This window comes from Brevibacillus sp. JNUCC-41, from assembly GCF_014844095.1.
GTDB lineage: Bacteria > Bacillota > Bacilli > Bacillales > DSM-1321 > Peribacillus > Peribacillus aracenensis.
Map to the genome: position 1 here is coordinate 2094822 of NZ_CP062163.1, position 13794 is coordinate 2108615.

The 13794-nt window shown below is 40.8% G+C and carries 17 protein-coding genes and 8 tRNA genes; 23 read left to right on the top strand and 2 right to left on the bottom strand.

Annotated features, from left to right (window positions below; translation table 11 throughout):
* Positions 1–5: 5 nt before the first annotated feature.
* Positions 6–596 carry a rhomboid family intramembrane serine protease gene (locus JNUCC41_RS10380; RefSeq protein WP_192207528.1) on the bottom strand — a complete coding sequence of 197 codons (591 nt, stop codon included), beginning with the start codon at positions 594–596 and terminating at the stop codon, positions 6–8.
* A gap of 108 nt (positions 597–704) precedes the next feature.
* Here JNUCC41_RS10380 and acpS point away from each other — a divergent pair, with 108 nt between their 5' ends.
* From acpS to JNUCC41_RS10450, 14 genes are all read left to right on the top strand, one after another.
* Positions 705–1055: a holo-ACP synthase gene (gene acpS / locus JNUCC41_RS10385; RefSeq protein ID WP_192207529.1), complete on the top strand. Its 351-nt coding sequence runs from the start codon at positions 705–707 to the stop codon at positions 1053–1055.
* Between the two features lie 244 nt (positions 1056–1299).
* The gene (locus JNUCC41_RS10390) at positions 1300–2304 is read left to right on the top strand and encodes a LolA family protein (protein ID WP_192207530.1); all 1005 of its coding nucleotides are present in this window, start codon (positions 1300–1302) and stop codon (positions 2302–2304) included.
* A 222-nt stretch (positions 2305–2526) separates the two neighbouring features.
* Positions 2527–3711: an alanine racemase gene (gene alr, locus JNUCC41_RS10395; protein WP_228467593.1), complete on the top strand. Its 1185-nt coding sequence runs from the start codon at positions 2527–2529 to the stop codon at positions 3709–3711.
* Positions 3712–3871: 160 nt separating this feature from the next.
* The gene (locus tag JNUCC41_RS10400) at positions 3872–4153 is read left to right on the top strand and encodes a CopG family ribbon-helix-helix protein (RefSeq protein ID WP_034306380.1); all 282 of its coding nucleotides are present in this window, start codon (positions 3872–3874) and stop codon (positions 4151–4153) included.
* 7 nt (positions 4154–4160) lie between these two features.
* Complete coding sequence (locus JNUCC41_RS10405; protein ID WP_034306610.1) at positions 4161–4511, top strand: type II toxin-antitoxin system PemK/MazF family toxin; 351 nt, start codon at positions 4161–4163, stop codon at positions 4509–4511.
* Between the two features lie 420 nt (positions 4512–4931).
* On the top strand, positions 4932–5759 hold the full coding sequence (locus JNUCC41_RS10410) for an RsbT co-antagonist protein RsbRA (protein WP_192207531.1): 828 nt from the start codon (positions 4932–4934) through the stop codon (positions 5757–5759).
* A 2-nt stretch (positions 5760–5761) separates the two neighbouring features.
* Positions 5762–6118, top strand: coding sequence for an STAS domain-containing protein (locus JNUCC41_RS10415; RefSeq protein ID WP_076373142.1), 357 nt, complete (start codon positions 5762–5764; stop codon positions 6116–6118).
* Positions 6119–6121: 3 nt separating this feature from the next.
* The gene (locus JNUCC41_RS10420; RefSeq protein WP_048682056.1) at positions 6122–6523 is read left to right on the top strand and encodes an anti-sigma regulatory factor; all 402 of its coding nucleotides are present in this window, start codon (positions 6122–6124) and stop codon (positions 6521–6523) included.
* A gap of 9 nt (positions 6524–6532) precedes the next feature.
* Complete coding sequence (locus JNUCC41_RS10425) at positions 6533–7543, top strand: PP2C family protein-serine/threonine phosphatase (RefSeq protein ID WP_192207532.1); 1011 nt, start codon at positions 6533–6535, stop codon at positions 7541–7543.
* Positions 7544–7602: 59 nt separating this feature from the next.
* On the top strand, positions 7603–7935 hold the full coding sequence (locus JNUCC41_RS10430) for an anti-sigma factor antagonist (RefSeq protein WP_192207533.1): 333 nt from the start codon (positions 7603–7605) through the stop codon (positions 7933–7935).
* Positions 7932–8405 (top strand): anti-sigma B factor RsbW, encoded by a 474-nt coding sequence (gene rsbW / locus JNUCC41_RS10435; protein ID WP_098372177.1) that lies wholly within the window; start codon positions 7932–7934, stop codon positions 8403–8405. The genes JNUCC41_RS10430 and rsbW overlap by 4 nt, the downstream gene beginning before the upstream one ends.
* Positions 8383–9171: an RNA polymerase sigma factor SigB gene (gene sigB, locus JNUCC41_RS10440; protein WP_034306363.1), complete on the top strand. Its 789-nt coding sequence runs from the start codon at positions 8383–8385 to the stop codon at positions 9169–9171. The genes rsbW and sigB overlap by 23 nt, the downstream gene beginning before the upstream one ends.
* Positions 9168–9779 carry a PP2C family serine/threonine-protein phosphatase gene (locus tag JNUCC41_RS10445; RefSeq protein WP_228467594.1) on the top strand — a complete coding sequence of 204 codons (612 nt, stop codon included), beginning with the start codon at positions 9168–9170 and terminating at the stop codon, positions 9777–9779. Before sigB ends, JNUCC41_RS10445 begins: the two co-directional genes overlap by 4 nt.
* A 92-nt stretch (positions 9780–9871) precedes the next feature.
* On the top strand, positions 9872–12055 hold the full coding sequence (locus JNUCC41_RS10450; RefSeq protein ID WP_192207534.1) for a Tex family protein: 2184 nt from the start codon (positions 9872–9874) through the stop codon (positions 12053–12055).
* A gap of 75 nt (positions 12056–12130) precedes the next feature.
* Here JNUCC41_RS10450 and cmpA read toward each other — a convergent pair whose 3' ends face one another.
* On the bottom strand, positions 12131–12250 hold the full coding sequence (gene cmpA / locus JNUCC41_RS10455; RefSeq protein WP_098372179.1) for a cortex morphogenetic protein CmpA: 120 nt from the start codon (positions 12248–12250) through the stop codon (positions 12131–12133).
* A gap of 83 nt (positions 12251–12333) precedes the next feature.
* Between cmpA and JNUCC41_RS10460 the strand changes: the two genes are divergently transcribed.
* From JNUCC41_RS10460 to JNUCC41_RS10500, 9 genes are all read left to right on the top strand, one after another.
* Positions 12334–12798 carry a SprT family protein gene (locus tag JNUCC41_RS10460; RefSeq protein ID WP_192207535.1) on the top strand — a complete coding sequence of 155 codons (465 nt, stop codon included), beginning with the start codon at positions 12334–12336 and terminating at the stop codon, positions 12796–12798.
* A 146-nt stretch (positions 12799–12944) separates the two neighbouring features.
* Positions 12945–13019 (top strand) — tRNA-Asn (locus JNUCC41_RS10465).
* A 7-nt stretch (positions 13020–13026) separates the two neighbouring features.
* Positions 13027–13117, top strand: a tRNA-Ser gene (locus tag JNUCC41_RS10470).
* Between the two features lie 17 nt (positions 13118–13134).
* Positions 13135–13206 (top strand) — tRNA-Glu (locus JNUCC41_RS10475).
* Between the two features lie 22 nt (positions 13207–13228).
* Positions 13229–13304: transfer RNA gene (locus JNUCC41_RS10480), tRNA-Asp, on the top strand.
* 85 nt (positions 13305–13389) lie between these two features.
* Positions 13390–13464 (top strand) — tRNA-Gln (locus JNUCC41_RS10485).
* A gap of 9 nt (positions 13465–13473) precedes the next feature.
* Positions 13474–13549 (top strand) — tRNA-Lys (locus JNUCC41_RS10490).
* Positions 13550–13558: 9 nt separating this feature from the next.
* A tRNA-Leu gene (locus tag JNUCC41_RS10495) sits at positions 13559–13640 on the top strand.
* 58 nt (positions 13641–13698) lie between these two features.
* Positions 13699–13784 (top strand) — tRNA-Leu (locus JNUCC41_RS10500).
* Positions 13785–13794: the final 10 nt, after the last annotated feature.

Consider the following 13794-nt stretch of genomic DNA (forward strand, 5'->3'; position numbering starts at 1 on the left):
TTGTCCTACCATTTTTTTCTTAAGTATAATGGAGCTGTTAAAAAGCCGGTTGCCAGTCCAGCCAAATGACCGACAACGTTAACTTGCGGTTGAATGAAAGTCATGATGACGGCAATTCCGGTCAGTGTATATACTGTATTTCTTTCGTTGTTCGTAAAATTGGTTTTATTGAACAGGACAAGATATAGAAAGAATCCGAGTAAACCGAAAATTGCTCCGCTAGCCCCAACGTGGTTATATGTCAGTGGGTTAATTAGGAAGGTTGCGATATTCGCAAGGAGTCCTGTCGATAAAAAGAAGATTGAAAACTTGACGGTGCCAAGTAAGTTCTCTAGGAATGGACCAAAGATGGCAAGTGAGAATCCATTAAACAGTAAATGTGTAAACGTGCTATGTAGAAAGATGGGGGTGATTAAACGCCACCATTGTCCATCAGCGATGTATAAGTTAACACCTGTGCCATAATGAAAGAGTACATTGCCGGGAAATATGGGGAAAAGGACGAGAACGAATGCAATCATCATCATGAGTATGAGCACAGTTACAGCTCGATATGAATTTGTGTATTCGCGGAAGCCTTCTGTTCTTGTAAACATAAATTCCTCCTTATTATCGTTTTTAATTAGATACAATATTATCATTTTCAGGTAAAAGAGTCCTCCTAATGATATGCAACTTATTAAATGAATAGAAGAGGTGTCAAAGTGATTAAAGGTATAGGCGTGGACATTACTGAGCTGGATAGAATGGAAACATTGATTAATCGGCAGCCCCGTTTAAAGGAGCGTATATTAACAGAAAGTGAAATTTTGATTTTCGAAAAGTTAAATGGAAGAAGGAAGGTCGAGTATTTTGCTGGGCGTTTTGCGGCAAAGGAGGCTTTTTCAAAAGCGAACGGAACAGGGATCGGTAAGCACTTATCCTTTTTGGATATTGAAATCATCTCGGATGATAAAGGAAAGCCGATGATTTCGAAGCCGTTTTCTGAAGGGGTCCATCTTTCGATTAGCCACAGCAGGGATTATGCGGTTGCGCAAGTCGTAATTGAAGGGTGAATGGAGTTTTGTCCAATCGGGTCATAAACCTTAAGGTTGTCTCATATACATTTAGTGCTATAGGGAGACAAGGCCCGGTAAAAGGTACATGGCAGAGTAGGTGCTCTCGAAAAGTTTTTAGCCGGATCTTAGAATTGGTCCGTGTCTAAAATACTGAGGAATCTAAGACATCAGTCGAGCCAATGTCCGAATCCTGCCTTTTCCTCTCCCTTTTACGTTCAAATGACAAAAAGGGGTTGAAAAGATGAAGAAGATGGTAATGCTTTTTGCAGGGATCATGCTCTTGCTTGCTCTTTCTGCTTGCGGCCAAAAATCACAGAGTGACGTAGTGAGTGAATTGAATGAGAAGCTTGGCGAAATGAAGGGATATAAAGCTAACGCGAAGATGACATTAAAAATGGGGACGGAGCCTCAAGTGTATAAAGTGGAGATTTGGCATAAGGACCCTTCTTTCTACCGCGTAAATCTGAAAAATGAAGAGAAGGATCAAAGCCAGATGATATTGAAAAATGATGATGGTGTATATGTTTTGACGCCAGCTTTGAATAAAAGTTTTAAATTTCAAAGCGAGTGGCCGGAGAACAGCAGTCAGGCCTATTTGTTCGAGTCGTTGGTGAAAGACATTACGGAAGATAAAAGTGCAACATATAAAGAAACGGATAAACATTATGTCTTTGAAACGAAAACGCGCTACCAAAACAATAAAATGTTGCCATATCAAGAGATTACTATAAACAAAAAAGATTTATCTCCAGTCAGTGTAAAAGTCATGGACCCCGATAAGACTGCATTGGTTCTTGTTGAATTCTCAAAAGTTAAATTCAATACGACTTTCGATAAAGATTCATTTGATATGAAGAAAAACATGACAAGTGCACAACTTGAAGCGCCTGTTATGGCAGAAGTCCAAAATGAGGGGTTTGCGGTGAAATACCCTGAAAATATTGGTAATATGAATTTAACGGAAGAAAAAGAAATTACGACGGAAAAGGGAGAGCGTGTCGTTTTGACCTATGAGGGTACAAAAAGTTTTACATTGGTCCAGGAAAAGGCTGAGGTAGTTCAAACATCCGTTTCGACGAATGTGAATGGAGAACCGGTTGATTTGGGTTATACTGTTGGAGCCATGACAGGAAATACGATTGCTTGGACTTTTGAAGGTGTCGATTATATGATTGCATCAAAGGATTTGACACAGGAAGAAATGATAGAAGTCGCCCGTTCGGTTGGGGAAAATCCAGTCAAATAGGATTACATAACAAGCTGATGTTTCCCGTCTCCTTATGAAGGTTTCTTCTAGGTAGGATAGGCGGGAAAGCAGCTTGTTGACATTTTTAATCCTTCCATTTGATTTCGGCTGGCAGCTAGGTAAATTAGAAACAAGGTGAAAAAGCACTTTATATTTCTAGCCGTTGGTTATAGAATGGTCCTATAATGGAACGAAAACTTCGCTACTGGGAAGAATCTTATTGTGAGTGTAGGAAAGAAGGAAAAGGTCTTGGAAACGAAAACATTTCATCGAGATACATGGGCAGAAGTAAATTTGGATAGTATTTTTGAAAATATTTCTTCAATGAAAAAAAGTTTAAGAAAAGGTGTTAGTCTTTTCGCTGTCGTTAAAGCGAATGCTTATGGACACGGGGACTATGAAGTGGCTAAAACGGCGCTTGAAGCGGGGGCGGATTTTTTAAGTGTCGCTTTTTTGGATGAGGCTCTCGCCTTGCGGAAAAAGGGAATATTGGCTCCGATTCTTGTACTTGGGGCATCGAGGCCTGAAAGTGCAGCGCTTGCTGCCGAGTATGGGATTTCCTTGACGGTTTTCGATGTAGCGTGGTTGGAGAAGGCAAAGGATTTGTTGAAACCGGGACAAGTTTTGCAAATCCATGTAAAAGTGGATAGCGGCATGGGGAGAATCGGCATTCGGGATATAGGACAACTCATAAAAGTGGAAAGTTTGCTTGAGAGGGAAGTTTGTTTCAATTTCCAAGGGATATTCACTCATTTCGCGACGGCGGATGAAATAAAGACCGACTTTTATGAAAAGCAGCTTGCTTTCTTTAAAGGAATGCTTTCAAAATTGACCAGAAAGCCGGAATATGTTCATGCAGCCAATAGTGCAGCTTCTTTAAGGTTCACCGATCCAGAATGGAATGCAATAAGAATGGGGATTTCCATGTATGGTTTGAGTCCCTCCATGGAAATGAAGCCGATATTGCCATTTCCATTAAAACAGGCTATATCATTGAGAACGAAGATGGTCGCGGTTAAACAGCTTTCCAAGGGTGAAAGCGTTAGTTATGGGGCTACTTATACGGCTGAAGGTGATGAATGGATTGGGACTTTGCCAATCGGTTATGCTGACGGCTGGATCCGTAAGCTTCAAGGTCAGGAAGTTCTTGTGGATGGAAAAAGAGTACCCATAGTCGGAAGGATTTGCATGGATCAATGCATGATCAAGCTGCCTGGACCATACCCAGTAGGAACAGAGGTTACATTAATGGGGAATGATGGCGATGAATCGATCACTGTCGATGAGATAGCGGCAAAACTGGAAACGATCAACTATGAGGTAACATGTATGATAGCAGCAAGAGTGCCCCGCATATATATTAAAGACAATCAGATGAATCATGTACGTAATTTCATTTTGGAATGACCGGATTGTAAAAAAATCCTAAGATTGTGAATAAGATTTCCTTTATTATGCTGATAATAAGATTTAGAATAGAATATACTCTTTGCAGATAGGCAATTTAATGGTAATATTGAAAAGGATATATAATAAAGGTGTGTAGTGATGGTGGAGGTGTATGTTTGTGTCTGAATCCAGCGCAACAAGAGAGATATTAATTCGATTACCTCAAAATTTTTTAACAGAGTTAGATGGGTATGCGAGTGAGGAAAATGTGAATCGCAGTGAATTTATTTATCGTGCCACAAAAATGTATCTTCGCGAACGTAAAAAGAAAGAGTTTCGTGAATCGATGAAACGCGGTTATATTGAAATGGCGGCCATTAATTTAACGATTGCTTCTGAAGCCTTCCAGGCTGAATTCGAGGCTGGTCATTGCGTTGAACGATTAGTTAGCGGAGGCTGAGCCATTGATTGTTGTTAAGCGTGGTGACGTATACTTCGCAGACCTTTCCCCGGTGGTTGGTTCAGAGCAGGGTGGGACCCGTCCGGTACTAATTTTACAAAACGATATTGGTAATCGCTTTAGTCCGACTGTGATCGTGGCAGCCATTACAGCTCAAATTCAAAAAGCGAAATTGCCTACACATGTTGAGATTAATGCAAAAAAATACGGATTCGAGCGAGATTCCGTCATTTTATTAGAACAGATCCGGACAATTGATAAGCAGCGTTTAACTGATAAAATTACGCATCTTGACGAACCGATGATGCAAAAAGTCAATGAAGCTTTGCAAATCAGTTTAGGCCTCATTGAGTTTTAAAGAAAATTTTTCCCGTTAAACCGGGCGTTATTATAATACAAATCATTCCTTATGCTATTTTAGATGGCACGATTCCTGCAAATGCGGGAATCGTGTTTTTTTGTGAAATAACAATAACATCAACATATGTCCATAAAACATCAGCAGGAAATATGAGAAAATTGACGAATAAAAACATTATACAGTTAGATATTGAATAGAACGTTCTTTGTTTTTATAGTATCTCCCTAACTTTTCTTTAATTGATGTTTTTCTTACTTGAATTTTGGGTATGTATTTATGTTGTAACTACTTAAAAAAAGCAAAATTGTAGTGGGGGAACTCCAATAAAATCCAGATGGGAATAAGATTACAGTTAGTTAACATCCTTGTGACGAGGACAGGGGAAACATAGCATTTGTGTTAGAATGGGAGGATATTATGAATCAATTGGTTTACGATTTTATTAAGCAAAATCAGGATTACATCCTTACTGAGTGGATGGGCATCATGAAGGAAAGTACGGATGAAAGATTAATTAAAGTCGTCTCAGATCGAATGTTCACGCAAACGAGCAGTGAATTTATAGATATGATCATCACGAACGTTGATAGTAAAACCAAGGAATTCACATTGAAGCTTTCTGATTTTGCCGAGAAAGTCGTCCAATTGGGATGGCCTCTTACTTTCGTCAATGAAGGACTTCATAAATTCACACTAATTGTCATTAATGGAATGGTGGAAAAGGGCCTGGTTACTCCTGATAATCAAGTCAATCTTGTTAATCATTTGGATAAATGGGCCACACCAATAAATAATGAAATAGTCAATATATATACTCAAACTTGGGAAAGAACGGTTTCCATGCAAAAAATAGCGTTGCAAGAACTTTCGGCTCCGCTCATTCCTGTATTGGAAGGCATTACGGTAATGCCGCTGATTGGTACGATTGATACGGAACGTGCCAAACAGATAATGGAAAACCTGTTGACTGGCGTGGTTAAGCATAGATCTGAAGTTGTTCTTATTGATATAACGGGCGTGCCGGTAGTGGATACGATGGTTGCCCATCATATCATTCAAGCTGCGGAAGCGGTCCGATTGGTGGGCGCCAAATGTATACTCTGCGGCATCCGCCCTGAAATAGCCCAAACCATAGTTAATCTTGGAATTAATTTAAATGAAGTGATTACAAAAAATACATTGAAAAAAGGGATAGAAGTTGCGTTGGAATTAACGAGCCGTAAGATCGTAAAGGTGGAGGGATAAGTATGAGGATTCCGATATTAAAGCTTTATGACTGCTTGTTAGTATCTATACAGTGGGAATTGGATGATGTGACAGCCCTTCAATTCCAAGAGGATTTACTGCATAAGATTCATGAAACAAGCGCGAATGGCGTTGTCATAGATATTACCTCAATAGATTTTATTGATTCTTTTATCGCAAAGGTATTAGGCGATGTCTTTAGCATGTCTAAGCTTATGGGGGCCAAAGTTGTAATTACGGGGATCCAGCCTGCTGTTGCAATAACATTAATTGAACTGGGAATTAGTCTCGAAGATGTTCTGACAGCATTAGACTTAGAGAAAGGCCTGGAGAAATTACAACAGGAATTGGGGGATTAAAGAATGGAGTTCCAATCCTGCGTAAAAATCATAAATGAATGGGACATCGTAGCTGCAAGGCAGCTCGGAAGAAATGTCGCTAAAGAGCTGGGGTTCGGTACTGTAGACCAGGCCAGGATCACGACGGCCATTAGCGAATTGGCCCGAAACATATACCTATATGCTGGACAAGGCAGTGTTAGCATAGAAAAGCTAAATATAAATGGGAAGTCAGGATTGAAAATCATTGCAGAGGACCAAGGGCCGGGAATTGAGGATATCCGCAGAGTCATGGAAGATGGATATACCACCTCGGGGGGACTGGGTGCAGGACTTCCTGGAGCCAAACGTTTAATGGATGACTTTGATATTGAATCGATACCAGGTGAAGGGACTAAGATTATCGCAACGAAATGGCTCCGTTAGGGGGGGACTATGGATATTAGGGAGAACATGGAGAAAAAGTATCATGAGGCGCTTTCTACTTATCTTAAAGACAAAAATGAGCAGGCACTCTACCAAGGGCAAAAGATTAGCCGCCTACATATCAAATACAATATATCTCCAGAAGAAATCATCAGTATGCATAAAAATAACTTGATGGAACTTTACCCGGAATTACCGGGAAAAGTATTGGATTCTTTTGATTTTCTGTTAGAAGTCATGATGGGCTATGGCATTGCATACCGTGAGCATCAAAGCCTTAGACATCAGCAGCAGGAACTGAAAACGGAAATCGAGATAGCGGCAAATGTTCAACATACTCTTTTGGAAACGAAAATCCCTGATATCAAAGCTCTTGAAATTGGAGCAATCAGTGTTCCGGCGAGGCAGATGAACGGGGATTACTATCACTTCGTCCAAGATGAAAATGAGCGGTTAGGGGTAGGAATAGCCGATGTCATTGGAAAGGGGATTCCTGCTGCATTGTGCATGTCGATGATCAAATATGCGATGGACAGTCTTCCGGAGCATCGTCATGAACCGAAGAGTGTGCTTGAGAGCCTGAACCGTGTTGTAGAGCATAATGTGGATCCAAGCATGTTCATAACCATGTTCTATGGCTTATATGATCCGCATGACAGGCAATTCTCCTATGCTTCAGCCGGACATGAACCTGGTTTTTACTATGACGCCGCAACGGGTACTTTTAGCGATTTGGATGCAAAGGGCTTGTTGCTTGGAGTCGATAAAAAAACAAGGTATCGCCAATATGAAAAAACGGTGAATCATGGAGACATGATCATTTTATTATCTGACGGAGTAACGGAGTGCCGGACGAATGATGGGTTCATAGAAAGGGAAACACTTATTGGTTTCATTAAAAAGAATATGCATTTGCAAGCCCAGGAAATGGTGAATAATATATATAAACAATTGGAGAAAATGCAGAACTTCCAGCTGAGGGATGATTTTACATTAATAATTTTAAAATCAAATGTTTAGTATTTTTTCTGCTGGGTATAGATATAGGAATGAAGAGGATTTGAAGAGGTGGGTCATTGATGAATATAACTGTAGATGTTAATGAATTGAATTCTGAATTTATTGTAAAACTAAAAGGTGAAATCGATGCATATACTGCCCCGAAATTAAGGGAATCACTATTTCCGATTTCGGAGAAGGATAATGTTTCGATTACTATTGATTTAACTGAAGTTTCTTATATGGATAGTACGGGACTTGGGGTGTTTGTCGGTGCTTTCAAAAGTGTAAGGGCACATAATGGCGAATTCACTTTAGTTGGCTTATCAGAAAGGTTACGACGTTTATTTGATATTACAGGTCTTGCAGATATCATTGATATAAAAAGTGGTACAGAGGGTGGGTTAGAATGAGTCAAGTATATGATTACATCGAAATGAAAATACCTGCAAAACCAGAATTCATCGGTGTCATTCGTTTAACGCTTTCTGGGATAGGAAGCCGGATGGGATTTGCGTATGATGAAATTGAGGATTTGAAAATCGCTACAAGTGAGGCTTGTACAAATGCGGTACAGCATGCATATAAAGATTCTGAAAAAGGTGAAGTGAAAGTAAGTTTCGGCCTTTATCCTGACCGCTTGGAGGTCATGGTTTCTGATAGTGGTAAGAGCTGTAATTTCGAAGAGGTCCGTCAAGGGATCGGACCATACGAAAATGGACAAAAAGTCGAACTTTTGAGAGAAGGAGGCTTGGGTCTTTACCTTATTGAAACTCTGATGGATGATGTGAAAATTCATCAGCATGATGGGGTTACAGTATTTATGACTAAGTTTTTAGAAGGAGAGCAGGTGGAGATGGATGCAAAAACAGTCTCAACCTAACCAGGCACAAAGAGAACAGGTAAATGAATGGATTAGGGCTTACCAGCAGAATCAAGATGAGGAAGCACAGAGCAATCTAGTCATCCATTATAAAAGTTTGGTTGAAACAATCTCCCGTAAGTATGCGAAAGGTAAATCATTCCAGGAGGATATCTCCCAAGTCGGCATGATTGGTTTGTTAGGTGCCATTCGCCGATATGATGAATCTTTCGGTAAGAGCTTTGAGGCATTTGCTGTCCCTACTATAATCGGCGAAATCAAACGGTTCCTGCGTGACAAAACATGGAGTGTCCATGTACCAAGGAGAATTAAGGAACTTGGTCCGAAAATCAGGGTGACTGTCGAGGAATTAACTACAACCCTGCATCGTTCACCAAGAATAGATGAAATAGCCGACAGTATAGGCGTGACTGAAGAAGAAGTTTTAGAGGCGATGGAAATGGGAAAAAGCTATCAAGCTTTATCCGTGGATCACTCTATTGAGGCGGATTCTGATGGGGGTACTGTCACATTGCTTGATATATTCGGGAATGTCGATGAAGGTTTTGAAAAGGTCAATCAGAGACTTGTACTTGAAAAGGTACTCCATGTGCTGAGTGACCGTGAAAAGATGATCATTCAACATACTTATTTAGAGAATTTAAGCCAGAAAGAAGCGGGCGATAAACTGGGGATTTCCCAAATGCATGTCTCAAGGCTTCAGCGCCGCGCGATCAAAAAGCTTCAAGAAGCCATTAATGCTGAAAACTCGGAGTTAATTCAGTGATCAAAGATATTCTGAGGGGAGAAAAAATAGAAGTCCTTGTCTCGCAATCGTCTAAAAACGGGATGGTTTATTGTGGTGATGATTACTTTTTTCTTCATACGAAAGAATACTTTGTCTGTGTATTGGCAGATGGTCTGGGCAGCGGGAAAAATGCTTACGATTCCTCCCATGCCGTCATCGAGGAAGTTAAACGAAATCATGAGTTGGATGTTGAATCCCTAATGGCAGTGTGCAATCAAGTTTTGGTCAATAAGCGGGGAGCAGCCGTTTCCATTTTGAAGATTTTTTATGACAAGAATGAATTTGTATACAGTTCAGTTGGTAACATCCGCTTTTTCCTGTATAACCCCAGTGACGATAAACTCGTTTACCCTTTACCTGTTACAGGGTATTTATCAGGAAGGAAACAAAAATACAGGACGCAGAGATACAAATATGAACCAAATGCAAAATTCATTCTTCATTCAGATGGTTTGGAACTTAAGGGAGCTAAATCCTTTTTGAAAAGGCTGGTCCCTATCGATAAGAACGCCCAATGCATATTAGCAAGCAGTCCATTAACTGCAGATGATACAACGTTCATTTTAGGAAGCTTACTTTCGCCGTAATTCGGAGGTAAGCTTTTTTGTATGGAATTCGCAACTTCATCCCTCATTTGCTAGACTATATATATCAGATCAAAACGTTGGAGGTAGACATAATGATCGTTGTAGAAGATACATTAAAAGAGTTGATTAAACAAATATCAAATGAGCTGACTTTAAAAAATCATCAAGTCCAAAACGTCATACAGATGCTTCAAGAGGGTAATACTGTCCCCTTTATTGCCCGGTATAGAAAAGAAATGACGGGTTCACTTGATGAAGTGCAGATTCGTTCCATTATGGAAAGGTGGAACTATCTAGAAAACCTTGGCCAGAGGAAAGCGGAAGTAACGCGTTCGATTGGTGAACAAGGGAAATTGACGGAAGAATTAACAAGACAAATCGAAAAAGCTACAAAACTGCAGGAAGTCGAGGATTTATACAGGCCGTTCAAACAAAAAAGGAGAACGAAAGCAACGGTCGCTAAAGAAAAGGGTCTTGAACCATTGGCTAATTGGCTTTTGGAATGTCAATTGCATGCTCGGGTTAGTGAAAAAGCTGCAGAATTCATATCGGCAGAAAAAGAAGTTTCATCTATTGAAGAGGCTATTGCGGGAGCGCAGGATATCATAGCTGAACATATTTCCGATGATGCAGAATTAAGGAAGTGGATAAGGGCTGAAATTTTCAAGGCTGGAAAAGTGGTTTCAACCGTGAAAAATGAAGAAAAGGATGAGAAGAAAATCTTCGAGATGTACTATGAATATGAGGAGCCGGTTCAAAGAATCGTGCCGCATCGGGTGTTGGCACTGAATAGAGGTGAAAAGGAAGAGGTTATACGAATCTCCATTCATCCTCGGACTGAAATCATCATTGGTCATCTGGAACGGAAAATCATTAAAAATAACAAATCTGAGGCCCAGGTGGTTCTTAAATCTGCGATTGAGGATGGGCTCAAACGTTTGATCATGCCTTCTGTAGAACGGGAAATCAGAAAAGAGCTGACGGAAAAAGCTGAGGATCAGGCTATCCATATTTTCTCTGAAAACCTCAGGAACCTGCTCTTGCAGCCCCCGCTTAAAGGGAAAGTGGTCCTAGCCTTAGATCCGGCATATCGGACTGGGTGTAAGTTGGCTGTCATCGATGAAACCGGAAAGGTACTCGATATCAGTGTGATCTATCCGCATCCGCCTGCTGCGAAGCTTAATGCTGCCCGTGAAAAAACGATCGAAATACTTCAGCGGTTCTCGGTTGAGATCGTGGCAATCGGCAATGGTACGGCATCGCGTGAATCAGAGCAATTCATCGCAGATACTATAAAAGAAGTGGAAGGGAATATATCATATATAATTGTTAATGAAGCGGGTGCCAGCGTTTATTCAGCCTCGGATATAGCCCGTGAAGAGTTTCCGGATCTTCAAGTAGAACAGAGAAGTGCAGTTTCGATAGGAAGAAGGCTTCAAGATCCCCTTGCTGAACTTGTTAAAATTGACCCCCAATCCGTAGGGGTAGGGCAGTATCAACATGATGTGTCCCAGAAAAAGTTAACGGAATCCCTCACCTTTGTAGTGGAAACAGCTGTTAACCAAGTGGGAGTGAATGTCAATACCGCTTCATCGTCTCTATTACAATATGTAGCTGGTTTATCAAAGTCGGTTGCTCAAAATATTGTGAAGAAAAGGGAAGAGGAAGGGAAGTTTTCAAGCAGGAAGGAATTAAAGAAAATTCCCCGGCTTGGTGCTAAAACATATGAACAATGTATAGGGTTCTTACGTATCATTAATGGAAATGAACCTTTGGATCAAACTGCGATACACCCTGAGAACTATAGTGCCGTGAATAAATTATTAAAGAAAATGGGATTTACATCTGAAGATTTAGGCAGTAACGCATTGAATGAAGAGTTAGGTAAACTGAATCCGGCTGATTTGGTCGATGAATTGGAAATTGGGGAAATTACGATTAAAGATATCATAGAAGATTTGATGAAACCGGGAAGAGATCCTCGCGATGAATTATCAAAACCACTGCTTAAGCAGGATGTACTAAAAATGGAGGATCTGCAAACTGGGATGGAATTACAAGGTACAGTGAGGAATGTTGTGGACTTCGGTGCGTTTGTGGACATCGGTGTCAAACAGGATGGACTGGTGCATATTTCTAAACTGAGCAACCGGTTTGTAAAACACCCATTGGATGTAGTTGCCGTTGGGGATGTTGTGACGGTTTGGGTCGAATTGGTTGACCCCAAAAAGCAAAGGGTATCTTTAACGATGCTCGAGCCAAAGGATCAAAACTAGCCTGTGGTAAGCTCCTTCTATATTAGAAGGAGTTTTTTTTGAAGCGATGCATTTATATTTGGAGCACAGTTGGATTTATACCCTGAGACTTTCTTTCTTTTGATAAAAAAACCAACATTGATTCAACATCTTCACTTGATAATAATCCTTTTCATAAAAGGCTTTGCGGATTTGATTCTGGAACCAATTAGGCATAGCTTTTCCTCCCTTAGTTTCCTATTGTATTATTAGTCTATGTTATAATGGGTTGTCATGTTACCAAAGAAAGGGAGGGGGAAATGGATAATCGGCAATTGCAAAAACTAGTAGAAGAAATTTCGATGAAAGACTTTAAAAAGACATTTAAACACAAAGCCATTTTTAATCCGCGTCTCCGAACAACAGGAGGACGATACTTGCTTCGTTCACACAATATAGAAATCAATAAGAAGTATCTTGATGAACGCGGTGTGGAAGAAATCATTGGAATCATTAAGCATGAATTGTGTCATTATCATTTGCACATCGAGAAGAAGGGGTACCAGCATCGTGATGCGGACTTTAAACATTTACTCAAAATAGTGGGAGCACCAAGATTTTGCGAGCCGCTGCCATCTAACCAATTAAAGAAAAAGATGAATACTATTCAATATAAATGTGAAGACTGTCAGCAGGTATATATAAGAAGAAAACGAATCGACACGACCCGTTTCGTTTGTGGTAAATGCCGTGGATCATTGATTTACCAAGGGTTTAAGGAGTGAATAACAAAATTATAAAAAAATACAAAAGAACTCTTGACTTTAAGTTGTAACCTCTTTATAATCATAAGAGTCGACAAGATAACAACTTGTCTTAACGACAAACACTAAGGTCCTTGAGCGTAAAAAAGGAACCCAATTTTCATTATTCCGCAGTAGCTCAGTGGTAGAGCATTCGGCTGTTAACCGAACGGTCGTAGGTTCGAGTCCTACCTGCGGAGCCATTTTTTTGGGGAAGTACTCAAGAGGCTGAAGAGGCGCCCCTGCTAAGGGTGTAGGTCGCGTAAGCGGCGCGAGGGTTCAAATCCCTCCTTCTCCGCCAGCTGCATATTTTATCAAGGCCCATTGGTCAAGCGGTTAAGACACCGCCCTTTCACGGCGGTAACACGGGTTCGAATCCCGTATGGGTCACTTTCTTATACATTATCATGTTGGTCCCGTGGTGTAGCGGTTAACATGCCTGCCTGTCACGCAGGAGATCGCGGGTTCGATTCCCGTCGGGACCGCCATTTTTTTTTAAAAACACTTGCTAAAATAATATTATCGTGATATAATATTATCCTGGCTGTTAATTAATAATTAGTAATTGTTTATTGGGCTATAGCCAAGCGGTAAGGCAACGGATTTTGATTCCGTCATGCGAAGGTTCGATCCCTTCTAGCCCAGCCATTTTATTTAGAGCCATTAGCTCAGTTGGTAGAGCATCTGACTTTTAATCAGAGGGTCGAAGGTTCGAATCCTTCATGGCTCACCATTTGTTTTCGCGGGTGTGGCGGAATTGGCAGACGCACCAGACTTAGGATCTGGCGCCGCAAGGCGTGGGGGTTCAAGTCCCTTCACCCGCACTGATATTTTCTTCTTGACATCAAGTTGAAAAGGTGTTAAACTTACAAAGTCGCTTTCGCGGTCGTGGCGGAATGGCAGACGCGCTAGGTTGAGGGCCTAGTGGGGGAGACCCCGTGGAGGTTCGACTCCTCTCGGCCGCACCAATAACATCAT